Genomic DNA, 11,821 nt, shown 5'->3' on the forward strand with positions numbered 1-11,821 from the left:
CATGCAGATCTGGCACGTCTGGCTGCAGAAACACGCCGTCATGGACCGCTCGCCGCTGCTGGATGAGATGTACGCCAAGCACGTGGCCGCTGTCGCGCGCACCAGCACCGTCGAGATCCACACCCTGCCGGCCCAGGCGTATGACGCCCAGCTGCCCGAGCAGCTCGTCCGCTACGGCGACAGCGGGCTGATGATCGCCAACTTCTTCGCCGACAGCGCGGTGGCCGCCGAGCATCAGCGCTACCACGCGTGGATCAGCGGCGCCGGTCAGGACCCCGGGCTGGCCGCCGCGCAGACCCGCTGTTCCATCCCGGTCGTCGGCTACGGCGATGTGGTCTGGCAGGCCGCCCGCGCCGAGCAGCACCGCCTGGGCGTGCTGGGCTTCCACCCGCACCTGGTCGAGCCCATCACCGCCAACATCACCGCGGCCGGCGCTCCGCTGGCCGCCTACCAGGTGATCCAGCACGGGCCCGAACTCGTCCAGCGGGCGCTGGCCGGGGACTTCGCCCCGCTCGTCAACGCCTACGGCCAGTCCGCCGCCGACGCCGCCGAGGCGGGCGCGCAGTGGCTGGTCCCGGCCGAGCGCATCGTCAACGAGATCCTGGTCCACCTGAGCATTCACGAGCTCGCCGGCCTGCCCGTGATCGACCCCGGCGGATGGGCGATCAAACAAGCCGAGTACCTGTGCGAGCTGCGCGCGCTGCGCATCGTCGCCCGCCCCACGACCGGGTACTGGCGCAGCCTGGCGCCCCGGCCGCTGCTGGAGCGTCTGCAGCAGGCCCTGCACGAGCAGGGAGCGCACCGATGACCCCGCCGCTGATCCCGCCGCTGATCCCACCCATGACGGGGACGTCGTCGGCGCCGATGATAGGGCCGGTGATAGGGCCGGTCACGCCCGTGCACCGGCCGCGCCGGCTGCGCCGCACCCCCGCGCTGCGCCGCCTGGTGGCCGAGACCCGGCTGCACCCGGCCGACCTGATCCTGCCGCTGTTCGTCAAGGAGGGCCTGTGCGAGCCGCGCCCGATCCGCTCGATGGCCGGGGTGTGGTAGCACACCCGCGACTCGCTGCGCAAGGCCGCGCCGTCGTCATCATCGACTGCCCACCGACACTCACCCTGGCAACGGATAAAGCCTTGGTCGCCTGCGCAGGCAAGAGCAACGCCAACGGCGCGGACAGGCAGTTCGGTGGCACGATCCTGTGCCCCGAATTGGTGAAAGCCAGCCTCGGCATCCAGGAGATGCTGTTCAGCCAGTGCAGGTCCCTGGAGACCGGCACTCAGTACGAGATCAGGCATCTTGGCTGGTTCGCCTCCGAGACCTCAGAAAGAAGCATCGTCAACCGCGAGGCCCGCGAAATCCTCGACGCTGCGGGCCTGCGCCGGCTCGGAGAAATGCCGCGCCGTACAGCCATCGAAAAGGCTCGTAACGAAGGAAAGACGGTACGCGAGTTCATCAGCCGCATGGATCAGGACAACCGGCTCGTGCTGGAGCGATGGTCCGAGCTCGGCGACATCGTTCGCAAGGAGCTCCATGTCTGACGCCATGCCCCCGTCCCGCTCGAACAGTTCTTGGCGATGGACCGATTCGAGCAGCAACTGTACGCGCGGCCCCGCACGAGGCCATCGCAGAAGCGGCGATCCACCCAGAAGCGAGCATCAACAAATTTGTTGAAGTCCATGCTCCACTGCCGATCGCGGGCATCGTGGCCCAGGGCGGTCATCCAACGCTGGAGGACTGCGAGCGCCAGATGGTGATCGTCACGAACCAATGGCTGATCGCCACCAGCGAGGCTCTGACCTACATTCACGACGGCGAGCTGTGGCGGACATCCACAACCGTCGTCTGGAACTCCTGGAAGGAGTACCTTCGCCAGCGCTGGGACGGGATGACGCCCCAGCGCCCACCAGCTCATGCGGGCAAAAACGTACATCAAGAATGAGGCCAACCCGACCGAACATCCAAAGCCGCAAGTGGGGACGGCCACTTGGCCACGAATCGCACCGCTGCTTGAGGTAGTCCGGGATCTGGAGACATTGCGCACCCTTGTCAGAGAGGCACCCTCGAAAGGCTTCGAAGTGGCGTATTATCTCGCTCGCGCCGCTGAGGAGATAGGCAATGACCTGGGGGCCGACAGGAAAGCCCTACTGGAACACGCGGTCCTGACCGGCGAGCTCCCGCAGGAACTCGACTTCTGACGTCACCTGCTGTAGCTGTTCGACGGCGCCGATGGCCGTCCGAGCGGGGCAATCATGGTAGAGGAGCGTTGCAGCGGAACATGACAATGGCCTCGTCGTCGTGCAACGCCTCCATCGACGATGCATCACCACACCGAGGGACAAGTTCTCCAACACACAGCTGCGATATGGTCCACATACATCACTCCATTGACTCTGAGTACTCCCCGGCTTGAGGACGACACAGACATATGCATCGACCGACCAGCTGGCAACCGAAGGAAAACAGCGCTTTCCGCTGACGAAGTCGCAGGTGAACAAGGTCGGCCCCGCGCACGCGGGGGTGTTCCGTAGCGCAGCACGTTGCCGGAGGTGATGGACCAGTCGGCCCCGCGCACGCGGGGCGTTCGGAACACGCAGACCCGCCAGACGGAGGAGGTCGAGTCGGCCCCACCCTCGTGGGAGACCGGCAGTTCGGAACAGTGCCGATCCAGCCCGGCACCCACGGCACCCTTCGGCCATATGCCATGGCGCCTAACTGCTAAAACGCCAGTTGGCGACACAGCCCGGCATGTGGCGGAACGCTGATCCACGGACTTCAAGTTCGTCGACTGGCGGAAGGTCGACAAGGCGATCGACTAGCGTCACCAAGCCGCCGGCGTAGGGCTTCACCTGCGCATCCACGATGCGGACGCGAGACACGAGCAGCGGGACGAAGCGATGTCGCCTTCATGAAGCGTGACATCCATTCACCCCGCTGCTCCCGCGTGACCTGCGAATATGCAGCGGCCCCACCCGAACGGACCCCTCCCAACTGGGAGGGGAGACCGAAGGGAGACCGCGAAACCCGTACTGGCCCGCCGACCGACACACCCGGCCCTCGCGGCTTGCTCGAGCCGGATGCGGTGCCAAGCCCCACGTCCCATCGCCACCGCCGCCTCGCACGCCTGCCCCACGGTAGAAGGCCCTCACGCGAACGAACAGCCGCATCAACCGGCTCAGCCGGTCGCTGAGGGACGGCTACGCCCATGCCAGATCGAAACTCCCGCGCAGCCGAGGCCGAGCAGGAATGGATGGACGGCACCGCGTTCGATGAGGCCGACGAGGACGTTGGCCCCGGAAATGACGTCGGCGAAATAGGCCACCGTCGAAACCAGACCGATCACGCCGACCGTGACCAGCGTCCGCCCGATTTTCGGAGAAAGTCCGACGCGTCGGTGCATGCCCCCGAGCATGATGGCCAGTACGTTGGCGCCGATGAAGCCGGCCCAGGCGCCCAAGGCATGGAAGTCGCCGGTGCCGTCGTTCATCGCCTCGCCGGATCCGGGAAACAATCCCAGCAGGACGCCGCCGGCGGCCAGCAGCGTCGCGGGCACGAGCGCTGCCCAGCGGTGCCGGCCCAGCAGACCGCGCAGCACAGCCACACCGGCCAGGATTGTGATCCCGAACAGGAAGAAGCCGGTGTTCATCACCCATGCCAGCGGTGAATACATGTACTGCCCGAACAGTGTCGAAGGCCCGTGGACTCCGAGATTGCTGATGAAGTGATACGTGTAGCTGTAGGGCGGATCTGTCCATGCCGCGGCGGCGATGAACTCGGCCAGCAAGAAGATCACCGGCCCGGCGATGAGCAACGCTCCCGCGGTTCGGCGCTGCGAAGGCCGACGCGCGCCGGAGGCGAGCGCTTCAGGCTCGGCGTCGTTCACGGGTTCGTTTCGCTCCCGGCTCGAGAGCGAGTCGATGTTGCCGGCCATGGCCATGGTCCTTTCTGGTGCCGGCACTGGGCGCCGGGGTCGGTGGAGGTTCGTGCCGAGTCGAGGCAGCATCGGGAATCCCAGCCGCCGATTTAACTACACTCACACACTGACTATATCGAGACTACTTTTACTGTCAATGTAGTTGGAGTCCGGGGCTAGTAGGATCTGGCCATGGTTGATGGAACGGCCGTGGGACGGCGTGAACGCAAGAAGGCAGCAACGCGGGCGGCGATCCTGGACGCGGCTACGGCGCTCTTTCTCGAGCGCGGCTTCGATGGGGTCAGCGTCCGCGAGATCGCGGACAAGGCGGACGTCTCACCCAAGACGGTTTTCACGCACTTCCCGCAGAAGGAGGCGCTTGTCTTCAGCGACGAGGACGAACGGCATGAGCGCCTCGTGGCCGCGGTAAGCGGCCGGGCGCCGGGGACCACGATCTCCGACGCGCTGAAGGCGCACTACCTCTCCGAGATCGCCGCGATGAGGTCCGGGCCCCAACGTCAGATCCTCACCCTCATGGAAGAGACACCGGCCCTGATCGATTACGCGGAGAAGATGTGGTTCCGCCATGAGGGCGCCCTGGTTGCCGCGATCACCCAGGAGTTTGGGCTCACGGAGCCGAACGACGAGATCCGCTTCTACGTCCGCTTCGCCCTGCAGATCCAGCTCAGCGCCGCCCACGAGGCAGATCCAGAATCGACCGTCGATGCAGGGTTCCGACTCCTCGATGAAGGCTGGGCGCGCTACCACGAGGCCGGAGACTGGAGCGCATCCGGGTGAAGGCTCGCGGAGCGGTAGCATCGCCGAGGCGACGAAGGCCCCGGTCACGGTGGCCGCTTTGTCGGGGCCGCAACACTGTGCCGGAGTGCTGTGAGCTGTTGCGTACCCAACGCGCGTCGTGCAGGTCGGCGAATTCGCCGGCTCCACGCTGTCCGAGCTGGGCGTTTACCGGATCGGATGCGCTCGACCGGTGCTGTGATCGTCCTGAACCCGCAGGTGAAGCGCCGCAGCAGTGAAGCGACCTTGTGGGAAGTCTCCGCAGGTGGGCACAGCGAACTGCCGATACGCCTCAACGCTATTCAGCGCAGTACGGCTGCGAGCAGGTCGGCCCCCAGCGCCGTCAGATCGGGCAGATTGACGGTGTAACGGACGTAACGGCCCTGCCGCCGGGCCGTGAGCAGGCCCGCGCGGCGCAGGACAGCGAGGTGGCGGGAAACCTCCGGGGGTGAAAGTTCCCAGGCGTGGGCCAGCTCACCGGTGGTGTGCGGGCCGCGGGCGAGGGTGCGCAGCAGCCGCAGCCGTACCGGATGCGCGAGTGCCTCCAGCCGTAGCGTGACCGTTTCGAGCGATACCGGCTTCGATGGACTTGCCTCGGCCACGGGGTACTGCACCACCGGCTGCCACCCGGGCGCGTGGATCACCACCAGGTGCGGGCGGCCGAAGACGCTGGGGAGGAAGGTGACCCCCGTGTCGTGGGCGGCGGTCGCATTGTCCTGCAGCTTGTCCACGATGATGCAGTTGCCGTCCGGCGCCAGGGTGACGGCGCCGGAGACCGACGCGAGTGCCGCCCCGATGCCCTGGCGCTTCAGCAGGTCGTTCTTCAGGCGCAGGTCGGTGGCGAGTTGCACGGCGACGCCCGTCCAGGCGGTGTCGAAGAAGGCCTCGGCGCACTGTTCGAGGGTGTGACGCACCCGCGCCCGCACGGCGGCCGGGTCCGCGAGCAGCCGTTCCGCGAAGGCCTCCTGAAGCGCGCCGCGGGCCTGGGCCAGGCCCAGGGCCCGCTCGCGCGCCGTCGCGTCGGCGAGCGGCGACGGCCCGGCGAAGTGGACCCGGTTGCTGCCGCACGTGGTGACGAGCGCGGCGGTCACATAGGTTTCGTCGTCGATCCGGTCTACATCGTCCAGTTCCTCGGCGAGGGTCGGCCGGGGACGGGCGGGGACCAGAAAGTCGGCTCGTGAGGAACGCCAGAGGAACTCCGCCTCCCGCAACCGCTCGGCCAGCTCCGGCCGCAGCCCGGCCCAGACGTTTGCGGCCCAGCCGGCGAGCTGCGGGTGATGCCCGGGTTCGGCCAGCACGTGCAGCATCGCGGTCAGCTCGGCCAGCGGGGAGGCGGTGAACCGCAGTCGCCCGGACGGCAGGCCGCCGATGTCGATCCTCAACGTCATTCCCTCATCATCGCTGGTCGGATGGCCGGCGACGGTGTCGGTTGACGGTGTCCGTCAACCGACGGTACCCAGCCCGGCGGCCGAACGCACCGTTGACGCCATGGCAACCACCACCAAGATCCGGCCCCGCGCCCTCGTCCGTGCCTCCGGAGGCCCCCGCTATGCCGTCGCCCTGGCCGTGGACGCGCTCGGCACCGGCTTGCTGCGGCCCTTTCTGCTGCTGTACGGGGTGACGGTGCTGAGGCTGTCCGCGCCGGCCACCGGCATCGCCATGACGGTCGGCGTCGTGGTCGGTCTGGTGTGCATGCCCGCGGTCGGTCGTTGGCTGGACCGGGGCGCACGCAGCACGGTCGTGGCGGCGTCGATGCTGGTGCGGGTGCTGGGCGTGGCGCTGCTGCTGGCCACCCCGACGGGAAACGTCTGGCTGTTCGCGACGGCGGCGCTCTTCCTCGGCATCGGCAACCAGGCATGGCCGGCCGCCCACGCAGCCCTCGTGGCCACGGTCGCCCACGGCCGCGAACGCGACGCCGCTCTCGCAGGAGGCCGCGCCCTGCGCAACGCCGGCCTGGGCGCCGGTGCACTCATCGCCACCGCATGCCTGGCGGGCGGCACCACCGCGTTGCAGGCGCTGGCAGCCGTCACCGGGCTCGCCTATCTCGCCGCGGCGGCCTTGGCGTGGTCGGTCCACGTGCACGCTCATCCGGCCGCTGCCGCGGCCACGGACAGGGCCGGCGGGCCCGCACCCCGGATGCGTGCGCTGCTGGCCGCCAACGTGATCTACGTCTTCTGCCTCAACGTCCCCGAAATCGCTCTCCCTCTGGTCCTGGTGACGCAGATGCACGCCTCCCCGGTGTGGTCGGCGGCCATCTTCGTGGCCAACACGGTGCTGGTGGTCACCCTGCAGGTTCCGGTCACCGTCCTGATGTCCCGCTTTTCCCGCCGGTCTGTGCTGGGTCTCGCCGGCGTGCTGCTCACCGCGTCCTACCTCGGCTTCCTCGCGGCCACCTCCCTGGGACACGGCTGGGGTGCCCCGGCGGTCGCCGCGGTGTCCGTCGTCTGCACCCTCGGCGAGATCATCTATGCCGGTAGCGCCACCGCGCTCGTCACCGCGCTCGCCCCAGCGCATGTCCTGGGACGCGCCCTCGCCCGCTTCCAGCTCTCCACGGGCTTCGGCCTCGCCGCCTCCCCAGCGGTCATCACCGCTCTCGCACCCCACGGCCCGGCTGCCCTCTGGGGCGGCCTCGCCGCTGCGACGCTCCTCTCCGCCTCCGCCGTTGCCACCGAAAAGGACCGAGGAACGCGCTCAGCCGTTGCTGCCACCGAGCGCGAGCAGGCTCGTGAGCTCGGGCATGGGACCCGTCGGCGAGCCGGGTGAGGATCGAACGGTTCGAAATACAGACACTCAGGCCTGGATGCCAAGGGTTTCGGGCGCTTCGCAGGCCTGTGCGGTGCCGCTCAGGGTCGGTTCCCTCTTGCGCGCACTGGTTGATCAGAGCGGCGAGGGCGTAAGTGGGGGCGTTGATGGTGACGGGGGTGACGCTGCTGCGGGCCGGGCGGTTGTGCGGGTGGATCCGGCGTCACCGGCGCGGCTGGAGTCCGGCCAGGTGACTTCGCTCAGCGCGGCCACCGAGCGGCTGTTCCCGCCGTACGAGCCGGTCGGATCGTGCGGAGTTTGGTCGTTCGTACAGCGGCCACAGCCACGGTCCGGCGGGTGGAGGCGTGAAGGGTGTCAATCCTCCATTTCACGGTCGTGAGATGCGGGTTTGTCCCGGCTTCCGGGTCGAGCAGTGGTCGGGGTCGGGCATGCTCAAGCTCGTGGCGCTCCGTCTCTTCTATCTGATCTTCTGCCGCGTCGTGGGCTGGCTGGCGCTGCCGGCTCGTAGCGACACGTCCAAAACCAGGTAGAACTGCCTTTCGGCGTCGCAGAACAGCGGCGCGGCCAGGTAAGCCTGCACGGTCGTCGCCCAGGACCAGCGGGCGGCGCTCCGGCGTGGCTCATCTCACTTCGATCAAGGTGAACTCCACCTCGGGCACGCTTCGCCCGCTGTCATGGTCGTACACGGCCGCGCCCCACTGGGTGAACTCGGGGGTCTTGTCGCGGTAGCCGCGGTTGCCGCGCAGGGTGATGCGGCGGGAGCCGCGGACGCTCACGGCGTACGGGTGCGGCCCCAGGACGGTGGCCACGCGGAAGAGAACGGAGTTGGCCAGCAGGATGTCGCGGCTGCGCTCGATCTCGACGGCCTGGGATCGCCAGCCGTAGATGTGGTCCTCCGTCTGCAGGCCGAGGAAGCGCCATCCTGACACGCCGCGCAGCACCACCTCGCGGGTCTCGTGGTGCTCCACCGAGACCTCGTACAGGGTGGCGGGGACGTGGGTGTCCTCCACCAGCAGGCCGTTGTCCGCCCAGCCGTTGATGCTCCACACGTTGGCGAACGTGCCGCCGCCTCCGCGTACCCAGATGCTGTACTTGTGCCTGCCACGGTAGCTGTAGCCGGGGTCGCCCGTCGGGGCGTCCGCCGGGTGCCACTTGACGAACTGGGTTGCGATGTCGGCCAGATAGGAGTCCGCGCCCGACTGCCACAGCAGGTTCACCGCCCCCGGTGTCTGCCTGGCGGTGTCGAGGCCGATGCCCGTCACGACGGTACGGCCCCCGCGCGGGGTCGACACCAGGGCGCGTGGCGCGTCCGGGTCGGAGAAGGCAGGGTGGCCGTCGGCGGCGAGCAGCCAGGTCTGGCGCGGATGCAGGCCGATCAGGCGGGTGCCGGCCCGCAGCCGGAGCGTGCCGGTCAGCGTGTACCGCCCGATGGGGACGAACACGGTGTCGTGGCGGTCCACGGCCGCCTGGAAGACCGCCAGGTCGTCCTCGCCCTTGCCGATCGTGCGCCCCATCCTGGCCGCGACGTCGGCGACGCTGACCCACTCGCGCGTCGGCGGCGGCACGGGGGTGTCGGGCCTCAGGTTGGTGAGCAAGCGGCCGAACGGGACGCCCGGGCGGAGGTCGGCGTGCACGCCTTCCCGCCGGGTCTCGCCGCTGGTCAGGGCGTGTTCGACGCGCAGTCCGTACGTCAGCTCGCGGATGTGGACCGACGGCGACGGTGCGGAGGTACGCGAACCGCTCTGCGCGAGCAGGAGCAGGTCGCGGACCCGCGAGGACGTGCAGTTCAGCAGGGTGAGCTGGGTGCTGCGCCGGATGAGGTCGTTCTCCGAGCCGGGGACCTGGTCGTTGAGCACCACGGCGACGTCGCGGACGTCGTGGAAGTGGGAGTCCTGGACGTACAGGTGCTGCCACTGCCCCGGCGCGCCCTCGAACGCCCTCGGTGTGCGCGCGATGACGGCTCTGACCACGACGAGCTTGGCGTCGTTGACCATCGCCACCGCGGCGCGACGCTGGCCCTCGAACCGGCAGTCGAGCAGCGTGGTCTGCCAGCCGGCCGAGGCGGCGTAGGCGTTCAGGCCGACCTCGCCGCCGCGCACCCGTACGCGGTGGATCAGGTTGGCGTTGTGGTCGATGCCGGCGCGGGCGTCGCCCGCGTCGATGTCGAGGTCCTGCAGCAGGCAGAGCTGCGCGCCGCCGAACCGGACGGCCACCGCGTCCGGGTTGCCGGCCGCGATGGTGATGTCGAGGTTGACCAGGCCGGAGCCGAAGGTGTCGTTGTTGGCGTAGGCGATCGGCCCGCCCACGGGACGCCGTACGAAGGAGAGCACGTCCTTCGCCGCCCCCGACGCGTAGCCGGGGCTGTTCTCCCCCAGGAGGAGACGGGGACGCTGGCGGCCGAAGCCGATCACGCGGACCGAGTCGTACACCCGGACGGTGCCCGACAGCCGGTACGTGCCCTCGGGCACGAGGACGACGCCGCCCCCGTCACCGTGGGGGAAGTCGCGGGCGCCGCCGAGGATGTCGCCGAGCTTGTTGGCGATGCCGCGCCGGGAGGCCTCATCGATGGCGGCCTGCAACGCCGCCGTGTCGTCGCCGACGCCATCGGCGTGGGTCTCGAAACCGGGCCCGCCGAGCAGCACGGCCTGCGCGTCGAGCGGCGCGGTCGCGAACACCGACCCCGGCAGGTCCCACCCGCTCGCGGACGCCGGCTCCGGCAGGTCCGGACCAGGTGGGTATGCCGATTCCGGCAGGCCCGCCCCGGTCGCGAGCGGATCGGCGGCGGCGGGCTCGGGCAGCAGCGGTAAGGCGGCCGCGGCGGCGGCCAGGGAGACAAAACCACGGCGGGAGTACACAGGACATCACTCCTTAAGCCCGGCGTGCGCCAGTCCCTCGATGAACTGGCGCTGGGCGAGGACGAAAACGATCAGAATCGGCACGGCGGTCATGGAGGCGGCGGCGAGCTGGACGTTACACATGGGCCTGCCGTAGGCGTCGACGAACTGGGTGAGCGCCTGCGGCTGCGTGAACATGTCGGGCTGGACAGGCACACGATCGGCTCCAGGTGGAGGTTCCAGGAGTGCAGGAAGGTGAAGCTGGCCAGAGCGCCGAGCGCCGGTCTGGCCAGCGGGAACGCGATCCGGTAGAAGGTGCCGAAGTGGCCCAGGCCGTCCACCCTGGCGGTCTCCTCCAGTTCCCGGGCAGCCTGAGGTAGGACTGCCGCATGATGAACGGGGCCGGCACGCTCGGCGCGCCCAGGATCGGCACGACGATCGGCGGCCCGTGGTGTTGATCAGGCCGCCCCTGTTGAACACCTGGAACAGCGGCACGATCGTGACCTCTCTCGGGATGAGCAGGCCCACCACGAACGGGATCTGGTCGGCGATGAGCCTGGCCAGGTCGTCGCGGTCCACCGTGCGGCCCAGCGGCACGCGGCCGTCGGCCGGCCGCACCCGGCTGTCCTCGTTGAAGATCCGCCGCTTGCCGCGCGTGGCCCGCGCGCTGGTGAACAGCAGCAGGTCGTACCCGGCCTCCTCGGCGCACTCCTCGATGTCGACCAGGAACGGGCGGTAGAAGTCTGCGCTCATGACCGGGAAGACGGCCACGTGGGTGAAGACGACGAGGATGCGGTGGTGTCCCTCGGCGAGCCTGCGGGCGGCGGGGGCGGCGGTGCAGCCGGTCTCCCTGATCACCCGCAGCACCCGTTGCCGGGTCTCGGGCGGGATGCGCACCTCGCTGTCCACACGGTTGTTGAGCACCAGCGGAACGGTGGTCTGGCTCACCCCCGCCATGCGGGCGATGTCCTGCTGGGTGAGGCGTCTTGCCACCATCCGTCTCCTCGATAATGCGCATTAGCAGAGAGTGTGAGACTTCACGAAGGGTGGGGTCAAGAGGTGATAGCCCAGTAATAATCCGCATTAGCAGAAAACGCCCGGATCGCGGCCCTCCGCCCGGGCCCGGAACCGCCGACTCGCCGACCCGCCGACCCGCCGACCGCAGGAGACCGCAGCGACCGCCTCGGCACCCATCTCCCGGAGGTCTTCGTGACTCGCCGCGTCCTCGCGTTCCTCACCGCCGCGCCCGCCTGCTCGATCGCCAGCGGCAGGCAGACCAGCTCGCGCACCAGCTCGACCGTCCCCTACAGACCCTCGGGCGGGTTCTCGCCGATGGCGGCCTGGACCGCATCCAGGAGAAGCTTTTGACGTCGCGGTTCATCGCGGCCTGCGTCCACCTGCTGGGGGGCGTGGTGGCATGTGTGGGGCCCTGTTGGGTCGGATCGGGCCACCACCGGCATGCGGTGGCGGCGATCGCGCCGGCTAGAGGTGCCGGCCCGAGCCGACCCGGGAGGTTTTC

The 11,821-nt window shown here is 69.1% G+C and carries 11 protein-coding genes and 2 pseudogenes; 8 read left to right on the forward strand and 5 right to left on the reverse strand.

All coding sequences use genetic code 11. The features are described 5' to 3' along the window. Position 1: 1 nt before the first annotated feature. The 5 genes and pseudogenes from AB0J69_RS46965 (at position 2) to AB0J69_RS46985 (ending at position 2,195) form a co-directional block, all read left to right on the forward strand. Complete coding sequence (locus tag AB0J69_RS46965; RefSeq protein WP_364132175.1) at positions 2–808, forward strand: aspartate/glutamate racemase family protein; 807 nt, start codon at positions 2–4, stop codon at positions 806–808. A 56-nt stretch (positions 809–864) separates the two neighbouring features. Then, positions 865–1,047: pseudogene (locus AB0J69_RS46970) on the forward strand (hypothetical protein); the annotation flags it as partial. Further along, a complete protein-coding gene (locus AB0J69_RS46975; RefSeq protein WP_364132177.1) occupies positions 1,008–1,538 on the forward strand; it encodes a hypothetical protein in 531 nt (176 codons plus the stop codon). The pseudogene AB0J69_RS46970 and the gene AB0J69_RS46975, both read left to right, overlap by 40 nt. A 209-nt stretch (positions 1,539–1,747) precedes the next feature. Continuing rightward, the gene (locus tag AB0J69_RS46980; RefSeq protein ID WP_364132178.1) at positions 1,748–1,939 is read left to right on the forward strand and encodes a hypothetical protein; all 192 of its coding nucleotides are present in this window, start codon (positions 1,748–1,750) and stop codon (positions 1,937–1,939) included. Next, positions 1,911–2,195: a hypothetical protein gene (locus tag AB0J69_RS46985; protein ID WP_364132180.1), complete on the forward strand. Its 285-nt coding sequence runs from the start codon at positions 1,911–1,913 to the stop codon at positions 2,193–2,195. Before AB0J69_RS46980 ends, AB0J69_RS46985 begins: the two co-directional genes overlap by 29 nt. Positions 2,196–3,172: 977 nt before the next feature. Here the strand turns inward: AB0J69_RS46985 and AB0J69_RS46990 are convergent. Continuing rightward, positions 3,173–3,928, reverse strand: coding sequence for a DUF998 domain-containing protein (locus AB0J69_RS46990; protein ID WP_364132181.1), 756 nt, complete (start codon positions 3,926–3,928; stop codon positions 3,173–3,175). 174 nt (positions 3,929–4,102) lie between these two features. On the opposite strand from AB0J69_RS46990, the gene AB0J69_RS46995 reads away from it, so the two are divergent. After that, the gene (locus AB0J69_RS46995; RefSeq protein ID WP_364132182.1) at positions 4,103–4,708 is read left to right on the forward strand and encodes a helix-turn-helix domain-containing protein; all 606 of its coding nucleotides are present in this window, start codon (positions 4,103–4,105) and stop codon (positions 4,706–4,708) included. Between the two features lie 299 nt (positions 4,709–5,007). On the opposite strand, the gene AB0J69_RS47000 is transcribed toward AB0J69_RS46995, so the two are convergent. Further along, positions 5,008–6,093 carry a helix-turn-helix domain-containing protein gene (locus AB0J69_RS47000; protein WP_364132184.1) on the reverse strand — a complete coding sequence of 362 codons (1,086 nt, stop codon included), beginning with the start codon at positions 6,091–6,093 and terminating at the stop codon, positions 5,008–5,010. A 100-nt stretch (positions 6,094–6,193) separates the two neighbouring features. On the opposite strand from AB0J69_RS47000, the gene AB0J69_RS47005 reads away from it, so the two are divergent. Both AB0J69_RS47005 and AB0J69_RS47010 read left to right on the forward strand, forming a co-directional pair. Next, positions 6,194–7,468, forward strand: a complete 1,275-nt coding sequence (locus AB0J69_RS47005) for an MFS transporter (protein ID WP_364132186.1) — start codon at positions 6,194–6,196, stop codon at positions 7,466–7,468. Positions 7,469–7,848: 380 nt separating this feature from the next. Then, on the forward strand, positions 7,849–7,998 hold the full coding sequence (locus AB0J69_RS47010; protein ID WP_364132188.1) for a hypothetical protein: 150 nt from the start codon (positions 7,849–7,851) through the stop codon (positions 7,996–7,998). A gap of 90 nt (positions 7,999–8,088) precedes the next feature. Here the strand turns inward: AB0J69_RS47010 and AB0J69_RS47015 are convergent, their stop codons facing one another. From AB0J69_RS47015 to AB0J69_RS47025, 3 genes and pseudogenes are all read right to left on the reverse strand, one after another. Further along, the gene (locus AB0J69_RS47015) at positions 8,089–10,323 is read right to left on the reverse strand and encodes a glycosyl hydrolase family 28-related protein (protein WP_364132189.1); all 2,235 of its coding nucleotides are present in this window, start codon (positions 10,321–10,323) and stop codon (positions 8,089–8,091) included. An 89-nt stretch (positions 10,324–10,412) separates the two neighbouring features. Continuing rightward, positions 10,413–10,643 carry a hypothetical protein gene (locus tag AB0J69_RS47020; RefSeq protein ID WP_364132193.1) on the reverse strand — a complete coding sequence of 77 codons (231 nt, stop codon included), beginning with the start codon at positions 10,641–10,643 and terminating at the stop codon, positions 10,413–10,415. Between the two features lie 511 nt (positions 10,644–11,154). Continuing rightward, positions 11,155–11,298 (reverse strand): annotated as a pseudogene (locus tag AB0J69_RS47025) (LacI family DNA-binding transcriptional regulator); the annotation flags it as partial. Positions 11,299–11,821 lie beyond the last annotated feature (523 nt).

This window comes from Nonomuraea sp. NPDC049709, assembly GCF_040674815.1.
Taxonomy (GTDB): Bacteria; Actinomycetota; Actinomycetes; order Streptosporangiales; family Streptosporangiaceae; genus Nonomuraea.